This window comes from Microcoleus sp. T3_D1, assembly GCF_036700405.1.
Taxonomy (GTDB): Bacteria; Cyanobacteriota; Cyanobacteriia; order Cyanobacteriales; family Microcoleaceae; genus Microcoleus.
Map to the genome: position 1 here is coordinate 32,525 of NZ_JAUBOV010000047.1, position 24,653 is coordinate 57,177.

Genomic DNA, 24,653 nt, shown 5'->3' on the forward strand with positions numbered 1-24,653 from the left:
CTCCTTCGTATAGTGCATTAAATCGCTCGATAATTACCACTCTCACAATCTGCGTTCGCCTCTGCTGCTAAAGCATCCAGTTTACCCTCAGCAATATCTTTCTCTAACTGAAGATCCCATCGTTGGTAATCCAAATTCATAAACCACTCTAACAACTCTCCAATCTTGTTGGGCGGAAGTTGGAGAATCGCATTTTCTATCTGTTCAATACTCAACATAGGCTATCTTAACTTACACTAAAGTTCGTTAATTTTTTTGCTTGTTATTTATTCTATCTCAATTCGGGATTCGGGGAAAAGCGTTCGCCCTTATTTTCCCAAAGTACGAGCGCCCTTATTTTCCCAAAGTGCGAGCGCCCTTATTTTCCCAAAGTGCGATCGCCCGTACTTTCTTATTTACTTAAGCCGTTGGATTATCTCCCTGATTCCGCTGATTTAGCAGGATATCAAGCATCCGCACAGTCTCGGTTCTTAAACCCACAATTTCAGCCTGTTGTCGGTCAATACTAGCCTGCTGTTGAGCAATCATTTGTAAAATTTGCAGCCGTTCTTCCCTTGCCTCTGCTGCCACATTAGCCAAAGCTTGAATGACGCGGGCGTTACTATCTACAATGCTAGCCAAGCGGTCTAGCCTATCATCATCCCAGCGCTCTGTACTCATATTTTTTTTTCTTTCCTCTGCTTTTTAGGATAACTTCAATTTTAGTTCTTTTGCTTCTGATGTCAACTCAACCGAATAGGTCATTACGATTTCATGCCAAGTTTTTGATAAACTTCCCCAGGTTCAAGACAGCTTTCTCCTGATTGTTTGCGCTTCATTGACTCTAACAATTTCTGCTTGACTTCTTCCTTAACTTCTAAACCTGCATCAGGATCGCCCAAATATTCTTCTAAACACTGTTCCACGGTATGCCGAATTAAGTCCCGCAATTGGTCAACTGTCATGTCTTTGACTTGCATCTTAATCTCCTCGTCTGTGGGATTATCAATAAATAATAGCAACTTTAGTACGGTTGTATCTCTAACTGAGCTATCCATTCCATGAATCTCGTTCCTGATTCACATACTCTTGAGCATCAATTCTATTCCACATTTCCTCACCCAACCCTTCTAATTCTAAAATGCTCCGCCTAGGTTTAGCCTGAACCCGCTGACGAACATATACTAATAATTCAGAGATGAGTCGCAGTTGCTCATCTGGTGCAAGTCTTAGAACCTGACTCAGTACCGTGCTGTAAGTAGACATAGACTCTGCATTAATATTTTTTGGCTGATTGTCATTATAGCAATTTAGGATCGAGGGAAGTACGATCGCCCTTATCTTCCTAAAGTGCGATCGCCCCAGAGCTTTCCCCCGATCGAACTTTGGGCAGTATTCTCGAAGGGCGAGCGCCTTTGTGCTCTATTATAAGTAGATACGTTTTCTATATACAGCCTCATGCAGTTTGAATATGACTATCTCGCGCAAACGACTTGAAGAATTAGAGAATATTCCAGAATCTGCGATCGATACCTCTGATATTCCTGAATTAGATGCGAATTTTTGGGAAAAAGCAAAACTCGTAACACCACTGACAAAACAAGCTATTTCTTTAAGAGTTGATAGCGATGTATTAGATTGGTTTAAAAGCCAAGGAAAAGGCTATCAATCTCTAATGAACGCTGTGCTGCGCTCTTATGTTGAACATCATGTAAAAAGCAGTGAATAAATAAATGTGCGATCTCCCTTATCTTCCCAAAGTGCGCCCTAATACACTTCACGACGATGAGCAATAACAGTCACAACCACACGCTTTTGCTCATCATCAATGTCATAAACTACCCGATAATCTCCAACGCGATAGCGATAGTATCCAGCTAATTCGCCTTTGAGTTGCTTAATATTTGGATGACTGCGAGGGTCTGTTTTCAACATCTCAAAACATCTATCTAGCTTGCGTTGTAAAGAAGCTGATGCTTCTTCAAAAAACTCCTGAGCATCAAAGCTAAGAACGACTGAATAAAACTTTAGACTTTCATCAGTATTTTCGTTTGAGTTGCTCAACAGAAGTCACCTTACCTGCAGCTACATCTTTTTGGGCTTTATTAAATACTTCAAGAAAACCGGGAATTTTCAATAATTCCACCGTAGCTTCATTGCTTTCACGTTCTGCTAAATAAGCTAAGAAATCAGCCACAACGATCAGCCGTTCAGGAGATAAGCGATCTATGGATTGCTTAAGATTCTGGCGAAGTTCTTGAGTTTTCATAGTTCATAGCTATTGAAAATTATTAGAGCTGGCTGTTTTATTATACCAGATAATCTGAAATTTTGCTCCTGCGGCCCTGATTTTCCCTGCAGTGCGATCGCCCTGAACTTCCCCTGCGTGGAAATTTAGTTGTGAGGAAGGTTGGCAGGAACTTTAATGTTATCACCTACGCTTCAAGCTCAGCACGCTGAGAAAAAAGCTCGACAAAACCATCTGCAAACCAACAGTCAGGCAAGTGAGCGAGGGAATAACCAAACGCAGAGTTTTAGAAGGATCGAGAGTACCAAAAGCCGTTTCGCTCCAGATAGTTAATGACAAGAACGAGCCAACTATTCCGAGTAAAATCAGCGTGACTCCGACAATCAATCCTGTCTCTAGGGTGACATAGCGAAATATTTTGTTGAGTTTGGGGTCTTCGGGCAGGAATTTCTCGCTGATGGCGAAAATTTTGGTGAAAAAAGCGAAAGTTACTGCTTGAAAACCGATGATAATTGCGATCGCACCATACAGCAGCGTGTGTACATCAAAGCTGATACCCCCGATTTTTTGAGTACCGGGCAACAGCCAAATGCTAACAATTAGACCCCAAATCATCAGCGCAGTACCCGGATACAAAAACAGCCACCGAGGACTGTAAAGCAGCAGAAATCGGAGGTGTCGCCAGCCATCTCGCCAAGTTCGCAAGTGCGGCGGGCGGCTGCGGCCGTCGGGAGAAAGTACGGTTGGGACTTCAGTTATCCGCAAGGTGTACAGAGATGCTTTGACTACCATTTCGCTAGCAAATTCCATCCCCGTTGTTTGCAAGTCGAGTTTCAAAATTGAGTCTCTCCTAAAACCCCTGAGTCCGCAGTGAAAATCGCCGACGGGACTTGCAAAGAATAGCCGCCCAACCCATGTCAGCACCGGATTTCCTAAATATTTGTGCAGCGGCGGCATTGCACCCGGTTTGATGCCCCCTTGAAACCGGTTTCCCATTACTAAGTCGAAACCTTCTCGCAATTTGTTGACAAAAGCGCCGAGGTTTGAAAAATTGTAGCTGTCGTCAGCATCGCCCATGATAATATAAACTCCGCGCGCTGCGATGATGCCTCCCATCAGGGCGCTGCCGTAGCCTTTGGCTGCTACGGGCACGACTCTCGCTCCCATTCTGGTAGCGATATCTTGAGAACCGTCAGTGCTGCCGTTGTCTGCTATGATGACCTCGCCTGCAATATCAAGTTCGCGCAGGGACTTCTGTGCCTTGTCGATGCAGATTTCTAAAGTTTCTGCTTCGTTCAGACAAGGCATGAGTATCGATAGTTCTAGAGTGTATTCTCCGCTTGCGTTGGTCTGCTCTGCCATATATTTGTTCCACTCTCGATCGCGATCGACCATACTTGATTTTCCCGTATCTCTGCTTAAAATATTGGTGGTGAATAAAACCTAACAAAACTTAATTAAACTTTTTCAGGTTTTTGCGAACGGCAATTTTTGATTGTACTATAGGTTAGTAAACTTATGAATAGAAGCGTTTTTCTCTTATTGCTTGCTGCAATATTGTGCGGCGTCGCAGGTCAATTTAGTCTGAAGGCAGGAGCTAAAATATTAGGGCCCATTGGCGCTGCTAATTTAATAGAAAAAATTATAGCAATGGCTACTCAGCCTTTGATAGTAAGTGGTCTTTCTTTGTATGCAATTTCTTCGATCGGCTTTATTGTAGTTTTGTCGCGGGCCAACCTTAGCATAGTCTCGCCCTTACTGTCAATTAGTTACTTGTTTACTGTTTTAGGTGGCAAACTGATATTTCACGAGCCTTTGCCGCCGCTGCGGTTGGTAGGCGTGGCGCTAATTATGACAGGAGTAATTTTTGTACTCAGAGGTCAAGCTGGGGGAGTGACTGGGGGCAACTAATACGATTTTAGATTTTAGATTTTAGATTGACGATTGAAGATTGAAGAATTTTAAATTAAGTCCACAGGTGAATATCATGAATATTTAACTGAGGTCTAAAATTTTTACTCGGAAGTTAAGTCAGGGTTTCTATCGGTTGTGGGGCGGTGGAAAGGGTGTATGTGAGTTTTTTTTCCTAAAATGATGCTGCTGTATGTCTAATATTTCTGAGCCTGTGAATCCCTATCAATTATTGAGCGATCGCACCGCAGTTATTGCTACCATGCACCAAAAAGAACGGGTAATGGCTCCCATTTTGGAACGAGAATTGGGCGTAAATATCCTAGTACCTGCGGCACTTGACACTGACGCATTCGGCACCTTCACCAGAGAAGTTAAACGCTTAGGAACACAAATAGAAGCGGCGCGCCATAAAGCACAAAAAGCTCTAGAAATTGCGGGCGAAACTCTTGCCTTTGCCAGCGAAGGCACTTTCGGCCCTCACCCAATGATGCCGTATCTGCCAGCTAACAGAGAAATTGTAATTTTATTAGATATAGCCAACAATCTAGAACTCATCGGCGACTCTTTCTCCGTTGAAACTAACTACAGTCACCTGTTAGTTTCCAGTATAGAAGAAGCAGATGATTTTGCTAAAAAAGCTGGATTTCCCGAACACGCACTGGTGGTTATAGTTGGCGATGCTGCCCTCGGTAACGGCGAAATTGTCAAGGGCATTAGGACAGAAAAACAACTTTTTGACGCTGTGACAGCAGGCTTAAAAAAATCGTCAACCGGCCGAGTTCATATCGAAACAGATATGCGGGCGATGTACAATCCAACTCGGATGAAAAACATCGAAAATGCAACTCTCGATTTAGTTAAAAAATTTAAGCAATTCTGCCCGGAGTGCGGTTGGCCGGGATTCGATATAGCTGAGAGGAAAATCGGATTGCCCTGCGAACTTTGCTATTTTCCGACTCAGCTAGTGCGATCGGCAATCTATAAATGCAAAAACTGCGGTTATACTAAAGAAAAACTATTTCCCGACGGTCGAGAGACTGCCGATCCTTCCCTGTGTCAATATTGCAACCCTTAGAAAAATAATTGGCTAAACTTAGTAAAATTTGCAACAATATTATTGAGAGTTCCCTAATTAAATTCACTAATGATAGCCGTAGAAACAGAACGCAACTGGAAACCCGTTATTAAAGAATTCGAGGCTGTAGTCGGCAAAAATGGCGTCGTACAGCGCCGCGAAGAATTGATTGTCTACGAGTGCGACGGACTCGCCAGCTACCGCCAGCGCCCCGCCCTGGTGGTATTGCCTCGAACTACGGAGGAAGTGGCGCAAGTGGTCAAAATATGCGATCGCAACTCAATTCCCTGGGTGGCTAGAGGCGCAGGCACCGGCCTTTCCGGCGGCGCTTTGCCTGTAGAAAACTGCGTGCTGATTGTCACAGCCCTGATGCGAAAAATCCTGAAAGTAGACTTAGAAAATCAGCAAGTAGTCGTGCAACCGGGAGTAATTAATAACTGGGTAACGCAAGCAGTTAGCGGCGCTGGTTTCTACTACGCGCCAGATCCTTCCAGTCAAATTATTTGTTCGATTGGCGGCAACGTTGCCGAAAATTCTGGCGGTGTTCACTGCCTCAAATACGGAGTCACAACCAATCACGTTTTAGGATTAAAATTGGTACTTCCCGACGGTTCTATTGTCGATGTCGGTGGCGAAATTCCCGAAATGCCCGGTTACGATTTAACTGGTGTATTTGTCGGTTCTGAAGGCACTTTAGGAATCGCCACAGAAGTTACTTTGCGAATTCTCAAAGCGCCGGAATCGATTTGCGTTCTCCTAGCGGATTTTTCCAGTATAGAAGCAGCGGGCGAATCAGTTTCCGATATTATCAGCGCTGGCATTATTCCCGGCGGCATGGAAATCATGGACAACATCAGCATCAATGCTGTGGAAGATGTGGTAGCAACTGGATGTTATCCCCGCGATGCGGCGGCAATTCTCCTCGTAGAAATCGACGGTTTAGAAGTGGAAGTTGCCACAAACAAACAGCGGATTGCTGATATTTGCAAGCATAACGGAGCACGAAATATCACCACGGCAACTGACCCGGAAACGCGCCTAAAAATTTGGAAAGGCCGGAAAGCTGCTTTTGCGGCGGCGGGTCATCTCAGCCCGGATTATTACGTGCAAGACGGCGTAATTCCGCGAACGCAAATGGCTTATGTTTTGAAAGAAATTGAGGGCTTGAGCGAGAAATACGGTTATCGAATTGCTAATGTATTTCACGCGGGAGACGGGAATTTGCACCCGCTGATTCTGTACGATAACTCGGTAAAAGGTGCGCTGGAAAAGGTGGAAGAATTGGGCGGGGAAATTCTCAGGCTTTGCGTGAAAGTTGGGGGAAGTCTTTCGGGGGAACACGGCATCGGCGCTGACAAGAAGTGTTTTATGCCGGATATGTTTTCCGAGGTAGATTTGGAGACTATGCAGTGGGTGCGTCAGGTGTTTAATCCGAAAGGTTTGGCGAATCCTGGGAAGATGTTTCCGACGCCGAAGACTTGCGGGGAAGCGGCGAGGGCTAAGGTTGAAACTGTTAAGAAGTTGGAGGGTGCAGAGGTTTTTTAATTGCCTATTTAGGCGGGTAATGTGAGCAGAAAAACACCCTGAAATTATTTCTAGAATGGGGAGGCAGAGCCTCTAAGTATGCGTTCCCAGCCAGAGTCTGGGAACGAGAAAAAACGATTTTTCTCGTTTTTTAGGAATGCGAGCATCCCGATCGCTTGCTTGCCTATATATCACGTTGGTAAGGTGCAGATTGCACATTCGGCACTAATGTGCGATCGGCATTTTGATAGTAAATTCCGTGCCCTTGCCCAATTCCGAAGTACAATATAATTCGCCTTTGTGTCTTTCTACAATAATTTGATAGCTAATTGACAAACCCATTCCCGTGCCTTTGCCAATGGGCTTGGTAGTAAAAAATGTATCGAATATCTGCTGTTTGACTTGCTCAGGTATTCCCGGCCCGTTGTCAGCAATTTTAATTTCTACAAAATTGCCGACAACTTCCGTACCAATCCTAATCTGGCTGGGTTTTTCTGCCATTTCTTGACAATTTTGCCTACTGTTCGCATCTTCTAAAGCATCGATCGCATTGCTGAGAATATTCATAAAAACTTGATTGATCGGCCCCGCAAAACACTCAACAGTCGGCAATTCTCCGTATTGTTTGACAATTTGAATTGGCGGCTTTTCTCCGCTCCCTTTCAAACGGTGATTGAGAATTAACAGCGTGCTGTCAATACCTTCGTGGAGGTTCACGGGTTTCATCTGTGAATCGTCATGCCGCGAAAAGTTCCGCAGCGACTGCACAATCTGGCAAATCCGCTCGACACCAACGCTCATTGAAGACAGTATTTTAGGTAAATCTTCAGCTAAAAAATCGAGATCATTTTTTTCTCTTGCCTCTAGAATTTCGGCTACTGGATTAGGATAGTGCTGTTGATAAAGTTGGAGGTGCCCAAACAAGTCTTGAGTATAATTGGTGAGATGAGCGAGATTGCCGTAAATGAAGCTGACTGGGTTGTTAATTTCGTGAGCGACGCCGGCAAGTAGCAATCCCAAACTCGACATTTTTTCGCTTTGAACTAATTGGGAATTAGTGGCTTTGAGTTGCTCAAGTGTGGCTGCTAGTTGAGCGGCTTGTTCTCTGCTTTGTGCTTCGGAATTATGCAAGGCTTCTTCGGCTTGTTTGCGCTCAGTGATGTCTCTCTGTACGCCTATAAAATGAGTTAATTTGCCCAGTCGATCGCGCACGGGAGATATTGAGAAACAATTCCAGAAAGCGGTTCCGTCTTTGCGGTAATTCTTTAATATTACCTTGCATTCGCTTTCTGTTTGCAAGGCTTGGCGAATTATTTCTACCGCCGCCGGATCGGTATCCCTTCCGTGCAAAAATCGGCCGTTTTTTCCGATAATTTCCTGCCGCCGATAACCTGTCATGGTTTCAAATGCGGGATTGCAATAAATAATTGGATGTTCGGGGTCAGTGGCGTCAGAAATCGTAACTCCGGTGCTAGTAGCTGCTATAGCTCGATCGTACAACCAAAGCATTTCTTCTGCGCGCTTGCGATCGGTAATGTCCCGCAGCGTAGCTAAATAAGCCATTTCTCCGTCCCATTCCGTTTCCACCACCCGCATTTCTACTACAGCATTTGCTTTTTGCTTGCGAATAGCTTCAACTTCTGTTTGCACGACGCGAGTTCCGGGTGCTTCTGTTTTTCCAACTTGGGGAATAATATCCGTCGCCATCTCAATGTCGCAAGCTGAAACTTCTACTACTAAATTGCCAAAAAATGCTTGACCTAAAAGTTCCTCTGCTTTGCAGTTAAACAGCGCTTCTGCTGACGGGTTGGCAAAACAGACAAGTCCTCGCTTGTTAACGATTGCGATGCCGTCGGCATTTTTTTCGATCGCATTCCGAAACCGAGATTCGCTAGCTTTCAAATCCTGCTTTAGTTGTTCCATTGCTCGCTCCATCTGCTGCAATTCGCACAAACTAACACTATAAGCTTCGGAAATGTTGGCCTCGGTCGAATTCTCGGCTCTTTTTTTGGGAATCTGTTGGTAGCCTGTTCTATTGGCAAGATTGGGAGCAGTTTTTTTATGGTTCCTGCTAATATTACTGAGTTTATTTTCGGAATCGGCTTCTTGAAAAAACATATTTCAACCCTACCAAATTATTTTCTAGATTAAGGTGTTGCGATCGCCCAATTTCCCGTAATATTACGGAGACAGCAATTTACACCCGATGCTAGCACATTACTTTGAGAATTCATCCTAAAACATCGTTAAAATTCCAGAGCGATCGCCCTAGAATTATCTATTAAGTTTTATTAAGTAATTTCAACAACATTGACACTTACGTAGCGACACGAACTGTGCAAGCTGGATATGGCTGCAATCCCCCTCGCACTCACAAAATAATCAGTTCCACGCGCAAGTCCTAAATATTTAGAAGCCACGGGTCAGTATAAAATATTATATAGGTTTGACAAAAAATCTGGGCAAAAATAAGCGAACTCATCTTTGTTTATTAAAAATAATCATAATTAGCCATTAGCAAATCATGTGCCTGCCACCAGACTTGGTATAGAATATAACCTGTCTATTTTTGCGATCGCAACTTCAAACCAATGGCACGTCTAGCACTTCTGAGCACATCCAATAAAACCGGACTAATCGACTTAGCGCGCAGTCTAGTAGAAGAATTTGAATTTGACATAATTAGTAGTGGCGGGACAGCAACGGCCCTCAAAGAAGCAGGCATCCCAGTCACCAAAGTTGCGGAATATACTGGTTCCCCCGAAATTTTGGGAGGGCGAGTCAAAACACTTCACCCGCGAATCCACGGTGGCATTTTAGCACGCCGCGATGTACCGGAAGACCTCGCAGATTTAACCGCCAATCAAATTCGGGCGATCGATCTAGTTGTAGTCAATCTGTATCCATTTGAAGAGACAATTTCTAAACCAGGAGTTACTCTAGCAGACGCAATTGAGCAGATAGATATCGGCGGCCCAGCAATGTTGAGAGCTTCCGCCAAAAACCACGCTCATTTGACAGTTTTGTGCGACCCAGAACAGTACAATACTTATTTAAAAGAACTGCGGGAAAATGGCGGCGAAGCATCCTTAGAGTTTAGGCAAAAATGTGCGCTGGAAACCTTCAAACATACAGCCAACTACGATCGCGCGATCGCAACTTATCTCAGCAGCCAATCCGCTGAAAAATCGGCGCTACCAGACGAGTTTAATTTATCAGGAAAAGAGTTGCAAACTCTCCGCTACGGCGAAAATCCCCATCAAGCCGCCACCTGGTATCAAAGCGGAAGTACACCGACAGGCTGGACGACTAGCACCATCCTGCAAGGAAAAGAATTAAGTTACAACAATTTAGTAGATTTAGAAGCAGCAAGGCGGCTAATCGTAGAATTCCCCGACACCCCCGCCGCCGCTATTCTGAAGCATACAAATCCTTGCGGTACAGCCTTGGGAACAACTATTTCTGAAGCGTATCAAAAAGCCTTCGACACTGATTCCGTCTCAGCTTTCGGTGGAATTGTCGCCCTCAACCGCCCGATTGATGCTGCTACCGCAACGGCGTTAACTCAAACATTTTTAGAATGTATCGTCGCGCCGGGGTGCGAACCAGAAGCCGAAGAAATTATCAAGAAGAAGGCGAAAGTTAGAGTATTAATTTTGCCAAATTTGACTCAAGGGCCGCCACAAACTGTTAAAATAATTGCAGGCGGTTTGCTGGTGCAAGACTCAGATAATGTAGTAGAAGAAACTAGCAAATGGCGGATGGTTACTGAGAAACAGCCGACGGCGGGAGAGTTGGAAGAATTGCTGTTTGCTTGGAAAGTAGCGAAACACGTCAAATCTAATGCGATCGTTGTCACGCGCGATCGGACTACAATCGGTGTCGGCGCAGGACAAATGAATCGCGTGGGATCGGTTAAACTAGCATTGGAACAAGCAGGAGACAAAAGCAAAGGAGCGATTTTGGCTAGCGATGGTTTCTTCCCCTTCGACGATTCAGTCAAAACTGCGGCTGAGGCGGGCATAATTGCGATCGTCCAACCGGGAGGAAGTATGCGCGATCGAGATTCCATTGAAGCCGCCAACCAACTCGGAATCACAATGGTTTTCACTGATATCCGCCACTTCTTGCATTAATTAAGTTCGTAGCAATGACATTTTGCACCTCTATTATGAACAGGCAAGATGCCTGTTCCACAAAGAGTTAATTCTATTGTGGGTTGGGCTTCTAGCCCGCCCTCAAGCAATGATTGAATTTTTGTTCTTCCATCTTCCTTCTTGCATCTTCCTTCTTTCTTCTCCCATCCCTCCATCCGTTACATCCGTTACAGAATCCGTTGCCGAACTTCCTTCTTCTTCTATAACTAACGGCTATGACTAGCACAATTCAACAGCAAATTAAACCCCAAGACATAAAAGTCAAAATTCTGCTCACCGGGGGACATCAATGCACCGTCACCCTCAAATCTGATACACCATTATTGCACAGCCTGATCAAAACATTAGTCGATCGCACCCAACAAACACTCGGTTTTTCGCCCTTATTTCAAATCCCCATAGACGACGGGCGTTCCACCCTTTTTTTTCCCGCCGAACACCTAGTCGGATTAGTCACAGAACCCCCAATTTACTTGCAGCAACTGCAACCGCAGCAGCCTGCAACTCCTGTAGAAATTCCCGCAGAAATTCCCGCCCCAGCGCCGCCTGTAAATGACGACTTAATATCTCGCTACGCCCAAATTGACAACTTTTTGACACCTGCTGAAAAAAACAAACTCATTAAATATGTCTTAGCAAAAGAATCAGAATTTGTGACTACCAGCACCTCAACCAATGCCGAAGATTACCGCCGTTCGATGGTACTCCACTCGTTCCCAGAATTTTCCGAACTGATGGTTAATCGCATCAAAGCAATTCTCCCCGACGTGCTGCACAAATTAAATATTCCCTCATTTCCGCTGGGTGAAATAGAAGCTCAGTTAACCATGCACAATGACAACAACTTTTACAAACTTCACAACGACAGCGGCTCGCCAGATACAGCCAGCCGGTTTTTTACTTACGTTTACTATTTCTATCGAGAGCCCAAGGCTTTTTCAGGTGGTGAATTGCTGATTTATGACAGCAAAATCGAGAACAATTTCTATGTTGCGGACGAGACATTCAGAACTGTTGAACCGCGCAATAATAGCATCGTATTTTTTCTGAGTCGCTATATGCACGAAGTTTTGCGAGTTAGCTGTCCCTCAAAAGCTTTTGCTGATAGCCGCTTTACTATTAACGGCTGGGTACGCAAAGCAAATTGAGGTTAATATCATGTCGGGTCGAGCTACCGCGATTTTTGTAGGGGCGGGTTCCACCAACCATAATCGCCAATAATTGACAATCTCAAAAACCCGCCCCGACCGGGATATTATGGTTAATCGATCGGACATGATATAATTCATCGTCCGGGACGCACTAATCACATAATTTTGTCATTTTGAGTGAAGCGAAGAATCTCAAACTATTGCCACACCGTTACAATGCGTAAGTCCAGATATAGCGGTTCTTAAAAAAGTGAGGTATGCCCACGGAGGCTTATGCCCTATGCCCTCTGCCCATGAGTACCTCATATGAGAGCTCGAAAGGCTATATCTGAGATTCTTCACTTCCCAAAGCCTACCCTCAGAATGACAGAATTAAGTTACTCAAAACTATTTGATTCTTACTCCAGTGCTCCAGCACTTTTGAGCAATTTCACCACGCTGGAATAACGTTTAAACTCAGCCAGCATTAAAGCTGTATAATTGCCCGGATTTTTGTGGTTTAGTTCTGCACCAGCATCAATTAAAACCTGTACAGCACCGACACAGCCCCGATGTGCAGCCCACATTACAGCCGTTGCGCCCGAATCATCGAGCAAGTTGAGATCCGCACCTTTTTCGACTAATAATTGGACGATCGCCACATAACCTCGATCGCACGCCTTCATTAAAGCCGTTTTCCCCAAATCCGCCGGGATATTCGGATCAGCACCGCCGTCAAGCAAAGCTTTCACAGTCTCGGTATGTCCGTGAAACGCAGCCAGCGTCAAAGCCGTCTCCCCAAAGTTTTTCGCATTCAGAAACTCATCCCGATTTGAGTTTACTTTTTGCAGCAAAGCCGATACGATCGCACTATGGCCGTGAACAGCCGCCACCAGTAAAGGCGTATCGCCCAACCGATTTCGAGCACCGACACTAGCACCTCGGTTTAAGAGCAATTCCACGACATCTTCCCAGCCTTCAACCACCGCAAAATTCAAAGCAGTTTCATCATCTTTATCTTTAGCGTTGATATCCGCGCCAGCATCGAGTAAGATATGGGCGATCGGCGCATTTCCTCCAGCAGCAGCGGCCATCAAAGCCGTGCCCCCATCTCCATTTTTCACATTCGCATCAGCACCCGCACCAAGCAAAGTTTGCACCACATCAGTATTGCCGGAATCCGCTGCCAAAGTTAAAGCAGTTTCGCCGTTTTTGTCGCGAATTTCGACATCAGCACCAGCAGCCAACAGCGCCTCGACAACAGCCAAATTTCCCGCCGTCGCAGCCAGCATCAAAGCTGTTTTGCTCTCTAGATTTTTAACATTAGCATCCGCCCCACAATTGAGCAAAATTCGCACAATTTCAGCGCTACCTTGACGGACAGCTAAAAACAGCATAGAATTGTCAGCAACAGCACCCGCATCTGCCAAAGCTTTGACAACAGCTTCGTGTCCCGATAAAGCAGCTATTTTCAGAGCAGAATCTCCATCTTTATCTCGGACATTTACATCAGCATTAGCATCAAGTAACATCCGCACAACATTGATATCGCCCTTGAGAGAAGCGGCCATCAAAGCCGTACTTCCATCATCATTTTTAGCATTAACATCAGCACCCGCAGCCAGCAACAGCCGCACAGAGTCAGCCTGCTTGTGAGCCGCCGCCAGCATCAAAGCTGTCAAGCCAAAACGCCTGCTCACCTGGTTGACATTAGCGTCATTGTTTAGTAGAATACGCACGATTTCTGTATAGCCCTTTTGGGCAGCAAACATCAAAGCCGTCGTCCCCTCAGAGTCTTTGGCGTTTGCGTCAACTCCCTTAGCGAGTAAAGCTTGGACGTGAATAATGTTGCCAGTCTTGGCGGCTTGGATTAATACAGCGTCTTGTTTAGTGGCAGGCATAATAGTCTCTCATACCGTATATTTTTACCGTCGCACGAGACGGCCTGACTGGTATGCTAAGTTTTATGAAGTATGTTTGCTAATCCTCAGAACACTATGAATCTCGAAATTCCTCAGTCAGTGAAAGTTTGGAGCCAATTCATCCACCCAGTTTTAATGTGGGTACTGCTGGCTATCTCATTTTATGCTTTGTATCTGGGCATTCAAATCCGACGTACCAGAAGTGCGGAAGGCGAGCTCAAAAAAGAGTTAATTAAGGGCAAATTCAACGTCAAGCACCACCAGATGGGTTCTTTGCTGTTAGCCTTGATGGTTACAGTTGCGATCGTCGGGATGGCTGTCACCTACATCAACAACGGCAAGCTATTTGTCGGCCCGCACTTGCTAGCAGGGTTGGGAATGATGGCAATAATTGCGATCGCAGCCTCGCTGACTCCTTTGATGCAAAAAGGCAATGATTGGGCGAGAAACACTCACATCTTTCTGAATATTGTGCTGTTAGGGCTGTTTGGCTGGCAAGCGGTATCAGGCGTGGAAATCCTCCAAAGAATTATCAGCAAAATGTGATAATTTGGGTAAGATTGCTAATTGCTAATTGCCGTGGGGCGATTAGTGATTAGCAATTAAGTTGTCATATTCGTTAAGTTGGAGTGCCGAGCCATCGACTTTTATTTGTACATATTTATATGATAATAATTAAATTACCATCAAAATGGTGCTTTAATAAATGTATAAGTAAGGCAAGTATTCTCATTTTTTAAAGCTAACCCGGCTAAAAATCTGAGCCAACAGGCTTTCATCCTAGTTGTCGCCCCCTGAAAACTAAGCCTTTATGATAAATAAAGAGTTAGGGGACACAGTGATGTAACGCATTCAACTCTACGTTAAGAAAGCTGTCGTATGTTTGCTTGATAACGCACACTATATAATGACGAGGGTTAAGACTTTGGGAACCAGGGGTAGTCAACTTTCCATAAGAGTAGTATATGGGGGTTTCTATGGACTTTGACTTGCGAAAGGCGATCAATGCAATTTCAGACGTTGTCCAGAACCGACCAATTCCTCTGCGCGAATTCGACCAAATATACATGAAGGTCGCCGACATGGTGATACAAGCAGAGTACGTGGCTCGTGTTTTTAACAACAAGGATGTCGTATTTGTCGGGGACGGTGATGGAATTGCCCTGTCCGCCGCTCATTTGAAAGCCCAAAACGTCATCGATTATGGGCCAAAGTCGATCACCTTGCTTGATTTTGACGAACGAATTGTCAATTCTGTGCGGCGATTCGGTGAGAAGCTTCACCCGAAGATTGAGATTTCAGCACACCTTTATAACGTGGCGGAAGCGCTGCCATCAGAGCATTTTGGTGAATACGATGGGTTTCACATCAATCCACCTTGGGGGGCAAGTAACAGCGGAGAAAGTGTTATCGCTTTTTTCGAGCGCGGCAGTCAGGCAACTAAGGAGAAGAGCCTGGGCATCGTCGTTATAGCGGACGATCCTGACCTACTGTGGACTCAGGAAGTATTACGCGATACGCAACGCCGTGCGATTGAACTTGGATACGTGGTGTCCGAACTACTGCCACAGTTGCACTCTTATCACCTCGACGATGCCCCTGATCTGCGTTCATGTTCCTCTCTGTTCCGTCGTATTGACTCCGGTCTCATGGAGACAACATCAGAACCTCTTGAGTCGGCACGACTTGAGAATTTCTACGGTAAGAATTCTCCGCTGCGGTTTCGATACGTGCGTGAGCGGACGACGCTGAACCCAGGCAGGGAATCAGACCAGCTCTACATACTTGAAAAACTTGAGGTCAACAATGGACGACACGATTAAGAAAGCAGGTCTGATATTTATGAAAGTGGGTCTGCACGCGCAAGAGAGCATCGAAGACATCATCAAGCGTAAACAACGCGAGTTTGAAGAGACAGGCTCGATTTTCTGGGGTTATGGCGGTAATACCTGCCATCCTCTGACTATGGTTCAACCGTTTGCCAAAGAGGTGGAAAGTAGCGCAAACCAAGTTCTCTTTGTTATGCAGAAGATGAACTCTAGACACGCTGCCCCGCCCGAAATTGCTAAACAATACTCGGATGACGGGGTCGATTGGCAGCCAATTCCCAAGGGTATAGAAGTCCGTGGGTCACGGTACGCTTTGGTTCTGGATGAGATTCAGGAGAAGGAATTCAACTTGGATTTACGCGAATTAGAGGTTGGAGTAGGTCCTAGCCGTGGACGTAAAGCTGATAAGTATTTGATTGGTCGAGCAGACAAAGGATGCTTTCTTTACAAGCCTCAAGAGCTAGCAGTTGCACAGGATGAACAGACTCTAAAGCGCATTGAACTTGTTGCTCGCGTTAAGGAACCATATGCAGTTCTGCTCAGAAATTAACTGGATGGTACATAAAGCAGAGTACCAGTTCTGCTGCGTAAGTCACTAATATACGAATTAAAGGCTTCCTTCACTGATTCAAAATCAGCCGGGACAGTTACCCCGAACACGATCTTCAGGGTCATATCAACATCCGGTTTGTCTCTTACACGCTCTTGAATAAGGGTAAATTGATACTCAGTTAACATGGAGAAAAGCACTTCCATCGAAACTACACGACCTGCTAGCGCTTTGGAGACCTCAGCGACAGAATCATCAGAGCAAAGCGCTGCTAGAGAGCGCTTATCACCTGTAATTACGAGTGTGTCCCTGTTATTAGCACCCACTGCGAACAGTAGTGCTTCTCCAGAATCAATATTTGGAACAGCGTTCAGTACGTCCAATTGATCCGGGTCGGCTAATCCAGCATCGAGTGGATTAGAGGTTTTAAGGAATGCTTCCAGCCTAGCGGCACTTTCCTCATCTTTACAAAACCGCAAGCGATTTTTAGCAGGCAAGAGCCGATATTTCGCAGTTGCCAGTACGCGCACATCGGTAGGAGTACACTTGAATAGAGCTATAGCCTCATCAAGCAGCCCGTAACGCGCAAGTTTGAGTAAGACATCATTATCGATCAGAATTGGCTGGCTCATGAGTTACCTTACTCAAGGGGTGAACCAGTAACCCTACCAAGGAACTCGATGGTGTCCATTGGTAGTGCTTCAGGGTCGATGCCGCGCCACATTGCTTCACTGATGACTACCGATGCAGGCGGATTCTCACCCTGCAACACCTTCGCCGCAGCAATACCAACGTCCCATTTGCCGGACTGATTTGCAAAATTCAATACTATATGCCCAGGATCGATTTGGTTGGCCTTACCAAACTCATATGCAACATCCGCCAGCTCCCTAAAATTAGCCCGATTCTCCGACAGCGTGTAAGTCGCGTTTCGTCTACCGTTTAACAGCTCGATCGCGAACCTATCTGCCGCGCGTTCGTCCAAGTCGTTATCCTTTAAGGCATAAGAGGCTTCACTCAGTTCCTCATCGACTAATATTTCGCCAGGAGCTACATGCCCAAGCACTACGTGGGCAACTTCGTGAGCCAAGATAAAGAGTTGCCACGCCCAAACTGGTGACACTTTTGACAAAATAATGACTGGTCGATCGCCCGTATAGACCACCATGCCATCCATCTTCGCCACACCTTGACCCAGTCCTGCTAAATAAACAACAGGTACGCCATGTGACCAGCAGGTCATCAACAAATTTCTCAGTCCTAGCCATTTACCTGGAAAAGAAGCAAGCACCTCTTTGCGAAGAGCATCAGCACTGCCTGTCAACGGACTGAATTCCACTCGGCAAGCCGATGCAACAGATTCAGCAACACTAATAGCAATTGATGTCGCAGCCGTTAGGTTCTTTGACTTGTTCGGAATCGAGCGCTTGTACTTTATGTCACGCCGCCGAAGTGATTCAACTCGCGGACTTGCAGCAAAAAGAGGACTTGTACGAAGACCCAATCGCTTTGCAAGAATTGCCGCGATCTCCGATGACACTGTAGCATCCGATAGCACTTCTGGTGTTACCCACTCGGGCAGCAGTATACTTTGCAGGATGCGCGGGAAGCCTGCAGACTCGAGGGATCCAAAGATCGTGTCGATCTGGCGATTAGGTGTGGTCAAGTGAATCTCCTTCTATGTCATCTGTTTTTCTTTTTAGCCCTTCCATTCCTTATGATAATCATGAGCAACGCTCGTCCACCTGCTGATATGATCTAAGCACTTGGAGACGCATATGACAATGAACAAACTGCCACCGACATTCTGCTGGACAAAAATGGGAACGGAGGCTAGCGAAGAATTGGCAGCAATTATTCGCAGGAAGGAATGGGAACGACAATTATGTCGCGGGTACTTCTTCTGGGGGATTGGTCAGTCTCTGGGTGAAAACGCCAAAGTTGCTGCCCGTGACATAGCGTCTTTGCGTGCGATTTTTTCTCCGATGCTCAGCAAACCAAAGGCTATCGACGTGGCACCGGGGGGCGTGGTCTTGTGGAACGCATGGGTTGACGCACAAGGTCAAACACGACAATTACCAATACACTGCTTCGTCACGAGCCGTGCGTCTTTGCCTTCGGGCAGAAAAAAGGAGAGCCATTACGCCTTGGTGTGTTTTTCGGAGAGGGAATTGAATGCACAGCGAGAAGACATCTGCATTTTTCCGAACCACCTTCGTAACGTGACAACAAATAAACCTCTCGGAGCGTCACAGGTGACGGCCGTTGTACGTGCCGTGAGCCAGACAGATGAAATACCTGATACCAAAAGCTATTCCGTTAGCTTTACCACCGAACTCCGGTCGCCCTATTGTGTACAACTGGCTCAGCCAGCAACACTGACTGCACCCGAACTTGTTGAGATTAAGGCGATTTCAGAATCGGGCGACATCGAATCGTGGAGCACTCTGGTGAGACGTCTGCGTTTCCGTATACTCGATCAGATAGATTGGGTTCAATGCACGCTGGACTTGGGTGAGATGTCTATGCTCCTTGATTGGGAGGATAGAGTAAATTCTTCAGCTCTTCAAGAATCTCCTCAAAATGCTCCAAGCTGAACTCCATTAAAGCCAGATGGCGCAAGTCATTAGGGCTAGGATGGCGACGGTGAAACCGTCTTCCAAACCATCGCATTCATAGTGGGGATATTAGCTGGTGAACGACCGTCTTGAAGAGATTAAGAATCGTTTTCTGATTGCTTCTCTACCTCAACACCATAGTCAATATCGCATGAACGTCAAAATGCCCAAAGAGTAGGTGCTTTCAATCAATTTGGAGAATCCGAGTTAGGTCAATATATTGACAGATTAGTGACTAAAGAGATTGTTGCGATCGCACAAAAAAACCAAGCTGGTAGCCTGGACAAAACTCTGTCATCACTGACAAACAACTTGTTACGGTAGAAATTAAAAAAGGCGGCACCCAGATTTGAACTGGGGGTGGAGGTTTTGCAGACCTCTGCCTTACCACTTGGCTATGCCGCCGTCACGTCTCAAATTTGACGTTTTCTTATAGTACACCAAATCTCGAAAATTTTAACATACCTGTCAAAAATTTCGTCAAGCGCAGCTATCCCGATCGCGCGCGGGTTCCCGAAGGGTAGGGAATCGCCCTTTCCATATCCCCAAAACCCTTGTGGGAAGGTACTCTAGAACTATAGCAACGACCCGCAACACCAGCCATGACACCAGTTTCTCCCCTACTCGTCGCCCAAATCACCGACACTCACCTATTCGCAGAGATCGATCGAGAATGGAAAGGCCTCTCAACAACCCGCACCCTCCAAGCAGTTCTCGATCGCTTGCAACAGATACAGCCGCCGCCCGACTTACTCCTACTCACAGGCGACTTGTCCCAAGACGAAACACCCGAATCCTACCAGCGCCTCGTCTCCCTCATCGCCCCCCTCGGAATACCCGCCTACTGGATACCTGGGAACCACGACAACATCCCAGTCATGGCAGAAATCTTAAATCAGTCGCCCCTTTCCCCAGAAAAATCATGGATGCTAGGAAACTGGCAATTTCTATTACTTTCGAGTGTGGAAGCCGGATGCGACGGCGGGCGGCTTTCCCCAGAAAGCTTGCATTGGCTCGACTCTCAACTGCAAGAAACGGGCGATCGACCTGTTATCATTGCCTTGCACCATCATCCTTTGCCGATCGACTCTGAAATCATGGATGGAATGATGCTGCACAATGCCGATGAATTTTTGGCAATTGTCGATCGATATCCTCAAATCAAAATTGTCCTCTGCGGCCACATTCACCAAGAATTTCACCAACAGCGGGGCTCAGTTACCTACTTGGGGACACCCAGCACCTGCATCCAACTTTTACCCAAAAGCCATCCGATTATACTTGACGAAATCCCGCCGGGATTTAGATTGCTTGAATTGGCGATCGACGGTACTTGGAACACCAGAGTTGAGCGAGTTGCCGAAGCATCGCCACCCTTTTAATAATTTTCGATAGCCTGAAAATAATTATTATCAAATTTACATTTTTTTGTCAATCCATCAACAGATAGATTGTGGTGAGCAACCCCATCTATTATGATATTTATTAACGATAGATTGTAGACCTACGTAAACTAGCAAGCTACGAACAAAAATCTATCTGGCAATATTACAAAATAGGAAAAACTAAATATATGTCTGAAGCCAATGGCGTGATGATGCAGTATTTCCACTGGTACAGCCCCGACGACGGCAGCCTGTGGAATCAGCTAGCGAAATCTGCAAAAGATTTAGCCAAAATAGGCGTTACATCCCTTTGGTTGCCACCCGCCTATAAAGGAACTGGCGGCGGTACGGATGTGGGTTACGGCGTCTACGACTTATTCGATTTAGGCGAGTTCGACCAAAAAGGGTCGGTACGGACGAAATACGGGACAAAAGATGAGTATTTGGCCGCGATAAAAGCTGCCCAAGATGCAGGAATTCGGATTTATGCCGATGTAGTCTTCAACCACAAATTAGGTGCAGATGCAGAAGAAGAAGCCGAAGCCACACCCTTCAATCCCGATGACCGCAATGCCACAGTAGGCGAATATCAAAACATTAAAGCTTGGACGCATTTTACTTTTCCCGGTCGCGATAAAAAATATTCCAGCATGGAGTGGCATTGGTGGCATTTTGACGCCATTGATTACAACGTTTACAACACAGAAACCCATGCCGTTTACCTACTCAAAGGTAAAGAATTCGATCCCGGAGTAGACTTAGAAAAAGGTAATTATGACTACCTGATGGGTTGCGATTTAGATATGGACAACCCAGAAGTCACCGGGGAATTAAAATACTGGGGTGAGTGGTATGTCGATACAACAAACGTTGACGGCTTTCGCTTCGATGCCGTCAAACACGTTAAAGCAGAATTTTTCCAAGAATGGTTAGAACACGTTCGTAACTATGTCAAACGCGACTTATTTGCAGTCGGCGAATATTGGTCTTATGAAGTTGAAGCTTTGCACAGCTTCATCCAAGCAACCGATGGTAAAGTCTCCTTATTTGACGCGCCCCTCCACTACAACTTCTACGCTGCTAGCAAAGCCGGCAATAGCTACGACTTACGAACAATTTTTGATAACACCCTCGTCCAACAGCAACCAGCCCTCGCCGTTACCTTGGTTGACAACCATGATTCCCAACCCTTACAATCCCTAGAATCAGTTGTCGAGGCTTGGTTTAAACCCCTTGCCTACGCTTTAATTCTGCTGCGGCGCGAAGGATATCCGTGCATTTTTTACCCGGATTATTACGGCGCTAACTATAAGGATACAGCAAACGATGGCAACGAATACGAGATTTGGTTAGACAAACATCAGTTTATGGTAGATAAATTCTTGTTAGCGCGCCAAACCTATTCCTACGGCAATCAGTACGATTACTTCGACCACGCCAACACTATTGGCTGGACGCGACTCGGAGATGAAGAACATCCGGGCGGCATGGCTGTGGTACTCAGTAACGGAGGCGATGGCACCAAGTTTATGGAAGTCGGACAACCGAATCGAACTTATATTGACATCACCGAACACATCCAAGAGCCCATCACCACGAATGAGGATGGTTGGGCTGATTTTAGGTGTAACGCCGGTTCAGTTTCTGTCTGGGTTCCACAGCCGTAAGAACAGCATTAAAATTGAGGTACTCCTCTGCCTAAAGTAGGGTGTGCAGTGCACACCTTACCGCTATAATTAGTACATTAAACCACTTTTGAATTTCATGATTTTGATGACGGAAAGTTGTTTGTAGTGAGGACTTTAGTCCTCTATCGAGTATTATTTTTATGCTATGCGATCGCGCAAAAAAATATTTATCTAAAAAAATATGAAACTTTCACAAAAAGTTGCCGTTATTACCGGCGGTGGGTCGGGAATTGGTCGTTCAGCAGCAATTTTAATGGCCAAGGAAGGCGCAAAAGTTGCTATTATCGATCGCATTTTGGAAACGGGGCAAGAAACCGTCCGCCAGTTGGTCAATGAAGGAGGCGGCGGGCTGGCTATTGCCGCAGATGTTGGAGATTCTGGGCAAATGCAAAAAGCGTTTCAAACAATTTTTGATGAATATCAAAGAATTGATATTTTGTTTGCAAATGCGGGTATTAACGGTGTATGGTCGCCGATAGAGGAGATAGAACCCGATGAGTGGGATCGGACAATTAACACCAACCTCAGAGGAACATTTTTGGCTGTTAAGTATGCTGTTCCTCATCTGAAAAAACAAGGAGGTTCAATTGTAATTACATCATCGATTAATGGCACCCGAAGTTTCAGGAAAGTTGGTGCCACGGCCTACGCTTGTTCAAAAGCTGCCCAAGTAGCCTTTGCAAAAATGCTGGCGCTAGAACTCGCAGCCTGCCAAATCAGAGTCAATGTGATCTGTCCGGGCGGGGTGCTAACTGCAATTGAAGAAAGCACCGTTAAGCGCCATCTCGATCGCATTCCAGTCCCGCCTGATTCCATTCAAGACATGATTCCTTTGACGGATAATACCGCAGGTTCTAGCGAAGAAGTCGCCCAATTAGTGTTGTTTCTGGTATCACATTCCTCCAGCTTCATTACAGGTACTGAAGTCTGGATTGATGGTGGCGGTTCTTTGATTTGAAATCTCTATAGCAGCAATTTAAAGAATCTTGCTACCAATTACCCATCTTCAATTCTTCAATCTAAAATCGATTGACTGACTATCAAGCAATTTGGTCACAAGCCCCCGGATTTATCCCTAGGCTCAATTCTTCAATTCTTCAATTCTTCAATTCTTCAATTCTTCAATCGATTGACCGACTATCAAGCAATTTGGTCACAAGCCCCCGGATTTATCCCTAGGCTCAATTCTTCAATTCTTCAATTCTTCAATTCTTCAATTCTTCAATCGATTGACTGACTATCAAGCAATTTGGTCACAAGCCCCCGGATTTATCCCTAGGCTCAATTCTTCAATTCTTCAATCTAAAATCTAAAATCTAAAATCGATTGACTCTCCTTTGTTTAACAGCAGTTTGCAATGTCTGTGGCAGCCACTTATCGTACTGAGGATAAACAGGCAAACGCTGCACAAGTTGCCATCCCGCTGCTGCTAAAATTTCTGTTAAAGTTTGGTGTTGCAGGTGAGGATAATCGGGATTAACTTCATCCCGCGGTCCAATTCCTCCTAAATCTCTAGCACCTGCTTCTAAACAAGCCAGCAATATGTCTGGCTGTGCAACTAAATTCGGGGGAATTTGCAACCTGATTTCCGATGGTAAAATGCTGCGGGCGATCGCAATTACTTCCGGCATTTTTGTAGCATCAAAAACTTCACCGTCCCAACTTTGCTGATTTCCGGGACTGTGTGGCTGGAGGATAACTTCTTGAATGTGATGGTAACGCGAATGAATGCCGGCGATCGCCTCTAAAGTCTCCACCCAATCTGCCTCACTTTCCCCAATTCCCAGCAGCAAACCAGTTGTGAATGGAATCTTTAATTCCCCAGCCCATTCTAACTGTTGCAGCCGCAGCGCCGGCACTTTACTCGGTGCGTGCCTGTGAACAGTTTGTAACAAATGTGGGGTAAGCTGTTCTAGCATCAGCCCCATCGATACATTTACCTCTTTTAACAGTGCCATCTCCTCAAAGCTGAGCGGCCCCACATTAGTATGCGGCAAAAATCCCAGAGCAAGTGCCAGTTCGCACAAATCGTAAATCCGCTGCAACCAAGCTTTTCGCCGTTTACTTTGAGGATGTACCTCGCCGCTGAGGATGAGAATTTCAATTACACCTTGAGTTTGCAGCAGCAAAAGCTGTTTTTCGGCTTCTGCGAGTGTTAGCCAAGGACTTTGCAGCGGTTCTGCCCGAAAATTGCAATAGGTGCAGCGGTTAAAACACTCGTAAGTGGGAACGAGGGTATAAGCAGGGCTGTAGGTGACGGTGCGAGACATTCCTTGGGATTTTTATCGATCGGACTTACGCAACAACATATATCTGTGCAGTGCGAGTTTTGCGGTTGGCGATCGCAACCCTTAATCTATCTTAACACTGACGCCCATCCCGAATCTCGTTCCCCAGGTAGATTATGAGTATTCTTCATTTGTGGGCGATCGTCCACAAATTCCGCATTCAGCTTTTCAACTCCTTATATAGCAAGCCTTCTGGCTTTTAAAAAGCATAATTTATGACACATATAAGAAAAACTGTTCTTAAAAGGCCTTTACAAACTGAAATAAAAGCTTTATGTTTATTTACATGGCGGAACACAAAGCCGTCACGAACATTGAAAACCAAATAAAGCAATCATAAACAAAT

Annotated in this window: 25 protein-coding genes and 1 tRNA gene; 13 read left to right on the plus strand and 13 right to left on the minus strand. The window is 45.6% G+C overall.

What is annotated here, in order from left to right; genetic code table 11:
* Positions 1-17: 17 nt before the first annotated feature.
* The 4 genes from QT992_RS20725 to QT992_RS20740 form a co-directional block, all read right to left on the minus strand.
* On the minus strand, positions 18-218 hold the full coding sequence (locus QT992_RS20725; RefSeq protein ID WP_333314245.1) for a hypothetical protein: 201 nt from the start codon (positions 216-218) through the stop codon (positions 18-20).
* Positions 219-399: 181 nt separating this feature from the next.
* Positions 400-660, minus strand: a complete 261-nt coding sequence (locus QT992_RS20730; RefSeq protein ID WP_333314246.1) for a hypothetical protein — start codon at positions 658-660, stop codon at positions 400-402.
* Between the two features lie 83 nt (positions 661-743).
* A complete protein-coding gene (locus QT992_RS20735) occupies positions 744-1,037 on the minus strand; it encodes a hypothetical protein (protein ID WP_333314247.1) in 294 nt (97 codons plus the stop codon).
* Positions 1,030-1,245, minus strand: a complete 216-nt coding sequence (locus tag QT992_RS20740; protein WP_333314248.1) for a hypothetical protein — start codon at positions 1,243-1,245, stop codon at positions 1,030-1,032. Before QT992_RS20740 ends, QT992_RS20735 begins: the two co-directional genes overlap by 8 nt.
* Before the next feature lie 205 nt (positions 1,246-1,450).
* On the opposite strand from QT992_RS20740, the gene QT992_RS20745 reads away from it, so the two are divergent.
* Entirely contained in the window at positions 1,451-1,708 is a 258-nt protein-coding gene (locus QT992_RS20745) for a BrnA antitoxin family protein (RefSeq protein WP_333227602.1), read from the plus strand.
* 38 nt (positions 1,709-1,746) lie between these two features.
* Here the strand turns inward: QT992_RS20745 and QT992_RS20750 are convergent, their stop codons facing one another.
* The 3 genes from QT992_RS20750 to QT992_RS20760 form a co-directional block, all read right to left on the minus strand.
* The gene (locus QT992_RS20750; protein ID WP_242719033.1) at positions 1,747-2,043 is read right to left on the minus strand and encodes a type II toxin-antitoxin system RelE family toxin; all 297 of its coding nucleotides are present in this window, start codon (positions 2,041-2,043) and stop codon (positions 1,747-1,749) included.
* A complete protein-coding gene (locus tag QT992_RS20755) occupies positions 2,018-2,248 on the minus strand; it encodes a hypothetical protein (RefSeq protein WP_333314250.1) in 231 nt (76 codons plus the stop codon). The genes QT992_RS20750 and QT992_RS20755 overlap by 26 nt, the downstream gene beginning before the upstream one ends.
* A 162-nt stretch (positions 2,249-2,410) precedes the next feature.
* Positions 2,411-3,622, minus strand: a complete 1,212-nt coding sequence (locus QT992_RS20760; RefSeq protein ID WP_333314252.1) for a glycosyltransferase family 2 protein — start codon at positions 3,620-3,622, stop codon at positions 2,411-2,413.
* A gap of 123 nt (positions 3,623-3,745) precedes the next feature.
* Here QT992_RS20760 and QT992_RS20765 point away from each other — a divergent pair, with 123 nt between their 5' ends.
* The 3 genes from QT992_RS20765 (at position 3,746) to glcD (ending at position 6,761) form a co-directional block, all read left to right on the plus strand.
* The gene (locus QT992_RS20765; RefSeq protein ID WP_333085435.1) at positions 3,746-4,138 is read left to right on the plus strand and encodes a transporter; all 393 of its coding nucleotides are present in this window, start codon (positions 3,746-3,748) and stop codon (positions 4,136-4,138) included.
* Positions 4,139-4,331: 193 nt separating this feature from the next.
* A complete protein-coding gene (locus tag QT992_RS20770; RefSeq protein WP_333337421.1) occupies positions 4,332-5,216 on the plus strand; it encodes a DUF6671 family protein in 885 nt (294 codons plus the stop codon).
* Between the two features lie 69 nt (positions 5,217-5,285).
* Positions 5,286-6,761: a glycolate oxidase subunit GlcD gene (gene glcD, locus QT992_RS20775; RefSeq protein WP_333314255.1), complete on the plus strand. Its 1,476-nt coding sequence runs from the start codon at positions 5,286-5,288 to the stop codon at positions 6,759-6,761.
* Positions 6,762-6,965: 204 nt separating this feature from the next.
* Here glcD and QT992_RS20780 read toward each other — a convergent pair whose 3' ends face one another.
* Positions 6,966-8,858 (minus strand): PAS domain S-box protein, encoded by a 1,893-nt coding sequence (locus tag QT992_RS20780; protein ID WP_333314257.1) that lies wholly within the window; start codon positions 8,856-8,858, stop codon positions 6,966-6,968.
* 473 nt (positions 8,859-9,331) lie between these two features.
* Here QT992_RS20780 and purH point away from each other — a divergent pair, with 473 nt between their 5' ends.
* Both purH and QT992_RS20790 read left to right on the plus strand, forming a co-directional pair.
* Positions 9,332-10,876, plus strand: coding sequence for a bifunctional phosphoribosylaminoimidazolecarboxamide formyltransferase/IMP cyclohydrolase (purH, locus tag QT992_RS20785; RefSeq protein ID WP_333337419.1), 1,545 nt, complete (start codon positions 9,332-9,334; stop codon positions 10,874-10,876).
* A gap of 236 nt (positions 10,877-11,112) precedes the next feature.
* Positions 11,113-12,045 (plus strand): 2OG-Fe(II) oxygenase, encoded by a 933-nt coding sequence (locus QT992_RS20790; RefSeq protein ID WP_333314260.1) that lies wholly within the window; start codon positions 11,113-11,115, stop codon positions 12,043-12,045.
* Between the two features lie 401 nt (positions 12,046-12,446).
* On the opposite strand, the gene QT992_RS20795 is transcribed toward QT992_RS20790, so the two are convergent.
* Positions 12,447-13,928 (minus strand): ankyrin repeat domain-containing protein, encoded by a 1,482-nt coding sequence (locus QT992_RS20795; protein WP_333337417.1) that lies wholly within the window; start codon positions 13,926-13,928, stop codon positions 12,447-12,449.
* A gap of 96 nt (positions 13,929-14,024) precedes the next feature.
* Between QT992_RS20795 and QT992_RS20800 the strand changes: the two genes are divergently transcribed.
* The 3 genes from QT992_RS20800 (at position 14,025) to QT992_RS20810 (ending at position 16,328) form a co-directional block, all read left to right on the plus strand.
* Positions 14,025-14,495: a DUF4079 domain-containing protein gene (locus QT992_RS20800; RefSeq protein ID WP_333337415.1), complete on the plus strand. Its 471-nt coding sequence runs from the start codon at positions 14,025-14,027 to the stop codon at positions 14,493-14,495.
* A gap of 431 nt (positions 14,496-14,926) precedes the next feature.
* Positions 14,927-15,772, plus strand: a complete 846-nt coding sequence (locus QT992_RS20805; RefSeq protein ID WP_333337413.1) for a bis-aminopropyl spermidine synthase family protein — start codon at positions 14,927-14,929, stop codon at positions 15,770-15,772.
* Positions 15,756-16,328: a hypothetical protein gene (locus tag QT992_RS20810; protein WP_333337411.1), complete on the plus strand. Its 573-nt coding sequence runs from the start codon at positions 15,756-15,758 to the stop codon at positions 16,326-16,328. Before QT992_RS20805 ends, QT992_RS20810 begins: the two co-directional genes overlap by 17 nt.
* Here the strand turns inward: QT992_RS20810 and QT992_RS20815 are convergent.
* On the minus strand, positions 16,325-16,960 hold the full coding sequence (locus QT992_RS20815) for a hypothetical protein (protein WP_333337409.1): 636 nt from the start codon (positions 16,958-16,960) through the stop codon (positions 16,325-16,327). The two genes, QT992_RS20810 and QT992_RS20815, sit on opposite strands and share 4 nt — an antisense overlap.
* Positions 16,961-16,968: 8 nt before the next feature.
* Positions 16,969-17,994: a hypothetical protein gene (locus QT992_RS20820; protein WP_333337407.1), complete on the minus strand. Its 1,026-nt coding sequence runs from the start codon at positions 17,992-17,994 to the stop codon at positions 16,969-16,971.
* A gap of 118 nt (positions 17,995-18,112) precedes the next feature.
* On the opposite strand from QT992_RS20820, the gene QT992_RS20825 reads away from it, so the two are divergent.
* On the plus strand, positions 18,113-18,925 hold the full coding sequence (locus tag QT992_RS20825; RefSeq protein WP_333337405.1) for a hypothetical protein: 813 nt from the start codon (positions 18,113-18,115) through the stop codon (positions 18,923-18,925).
* A gap of 355 nt (positions 18,926-19,280) precedes the next feature.
* Here the strand turns inward: QT992_RS20825 and QT992_RS20830 are convergent.
* Positions 19,281-19,351, minus strand: a tRNA-Cys gene (locus QT992_RS20830).
* 197 nt (positions 19,352-19,548) lie between these two features.
* Here QT992_RS20830 and cpdA point away from each other — a divergent pair.
* The 3 genes from cpdA to QT992_RS20845 all read left to right on the plus strand — a co-directional run bounded on the left by cpdA (position 19,549) and on the right by QT992_RS20845 (position 22,977).
* Positions 19,549-20,328 (plus strand): 3',5'-cyclic-AMP phosphodiesterase, encoded by a 780-nt coding sequence (gene cpdA / locus QT992_RS20835; RefSeq protein ID WP_333337403.1) that lies wholly within the window; start codon positions 19,549-19,551, stop codon positions 20,326-20,328.
* Positions 20,329-20,519: 191 nt separating this feature from the next.
* Entirely contained in the window at positions 20,520-21,998 is a 1,479-nt protein-coding gene (locus tag QT992_RS20840) for an alpha-amylase (RefSeq protein ID WP_333314275.1), read from the plus strand.
* Positions 21,999-22,200: 202 nt separating this feature from the next.
* On the plus strand, positions 22,201-22,977 hold the full coding sequence (locus QT992_RS20845) for an SDR family NAD(P)-dependent oxidoreductase (protein ID WP_333314277.1): 777 nt from the start codon (positions 22,201-22,203) through the stop codon (positions 22,975-22,977).
* A gap of 358 nt (positions 22,978-23,335) precedes the next feature.
* On the opposite strand, the gene cofG is transcribed toward QT992_RS20845, so the two are convergent.
* Complete coding sequence (cofG, locus tag QT992_RS20850) at positions 23,336-24,289, minus strand: 7,8-didemethyl-8-hydroxy-5-deazariboflavin synthase subunit CofG (protein WP_333337401.1); 954 nt, start codon at positions 24,287-24,289, stop codon at positions 23,336-23,338.
* Positions 24,290-24,653: the final 364 nt, after the last annotated feature.

Bases quoted from the DNA above. Each gene is read 5' to 3' on its own strand.
- QT992_RS20800 (WP_333337415.1), top strand. From the start codon at position 14,025: ATGAATCTCGAAATTCCTCAGTCAGTGAAAGTTTGGAGCCAATTCATC.
- QT992_RS20840 (WP_333314275.1), top strand. From the start codon at position 20,520: ATGTCTGAAGCCAATGGCGTGATGATGCAGTATTTCCACTGGTACAGC.
- QT992_RS20790 (WP_333314260.1), top strand. From the start codon at position 11,113: ATGACTAGCACAATTCAACAGCAAATTAAACCCCAAGACATAAAAGTC.
- QT992_RS20815 (WP_333337409.1), bottom strand. From the start codon at position 16,960: ATGAGCCAGCCAATTCTGATCGATAATGATGTCTTACTCAAACTTGCG.
- QT992_RS20725 (WP_333314245.1), bottom strand. From the start codon at position 218: ATGTTGAGTATTGAACAGATAGAAAATGCGATTCTCCAACTTCCGCCC.
- QT992_RS20780 (WP_333314257.1), bottom strand. From the start codon at position 8,858: ATGTTTTTTCAAGAAGCCGATTCCGAAAATAAACTCAGTAATATTAGC.
- QT992_RS20770 (WP_333337421.1), top strand. From the start codon at position 4,332: ATGTCTAATATTTCTGAGCCTGTGAATCCCTATCAATTATTGAGCGAT.
- QT992_RS20810 (WP_333337411.1), top strand. From the start codon at position 15,756: ATGGACGACACGATTAAGAAAGCAGGTCTGATATTTATGAAAGTGGGT.
- cpdA (WP_333337403.1), top strand. From the start codon at position 19,549: ATGACACCAGTTTCTCCCCTACTCGTCGCCCAAATCACCGACACTCAC.
- QT992_RS20745 (WP_333227602.1), top strand. From the start codon at position 1,451: ATGACTATCTCGCGCAAACGACTTGAAGAATTAGAGAATATTCCAGAA.
- QT992_RS20825 (WP_333337405.1), top strand. From the start codon at position 18,113: ATGAACAAACTGCCACCGACATTCTGCTGGACAAAAATGGGAACGGAG.
- cofG (WP_333337401.1), bottom strand. From the start codon at position 24,289: ATGTCTCGCACCGTCACCTACAGCCCTGCTTATACCCTCGTTCCCACT.
- purH (WP_333337419.1), top strand. From the start codon at position 9,332: ATGGCACGTCTAGCACTTCTGAGCACATCCAATAAAACCGGACTAATC.
- QT992_RS20740 (WP_333314248.1), bottom strand. From the start codon at position 1,245: ATGTCTACTTACAGCACGGTACTGAGTCAGGTTCTAAGACTTGCACCA.
- QT992_RS20760 (WP_333314252.1), bottom strand. From the start codon at position 3,622: ATGGTCGATCGCGATCGAGAGTGGAACAAATATATGGCAGAGCAGACC.
- QT992_RS20805 (WP_333337413.1), top strand. From the start codon at position 14,927: ATGGACTTTGACTTGCGAAAGGCGATCAATGCAATTTCAGACGTTGTC.
- QT992_RS20730 (WP_333314246.1), bottom strand. From the start codon at position 660: ATGAGTACAGAGCGCTGGGATGATGATAGGCTAGACCGCTTGGCTAGC.
- QT992_RS20765 (WP_333085435.1), top strand. From the start codon at position 3,746: ATGAATAGAAGCGTTTTTCTCTTATTGCTTGCTGCAATATTGTGCGGC.
- glcD (WP_333314255.1), top strand. From the start codon at position 5,286: ATGATAGCCGTAGAAACAGAACGCAACTGGAAACCCGTTATTAAAGAA.
- QT992_RS20845 (WP_333314277.1), top strand. From the start codon at position 22,201: ATGAAACTTTCACAAAAAGTTGCCGTTATTACCGGCGGTGGGTCGGGA.
- QT992_RS20755 (WP_333314250.1), bottom strand. From the start codon at position 2,248: ATGAAAACTCAAGAACTTCGCCAGAATCTTAAGCAATCCATAGATCGC.
- QT992_RS20735 (WP_333314247.1), bottom strand. From the start codon at position 1,037: ATGGATAGCTCAGTTAGAGATACAACCGTACTAAAGTTGCTATTATTT.
- QT992_RS20795 (WP_333337417.1), bottom strand. From the start codon at position 13,928: ATGCCTGCCACTAAACAAGACGCTGTATTAATCCAAGCCGCCAAGACT.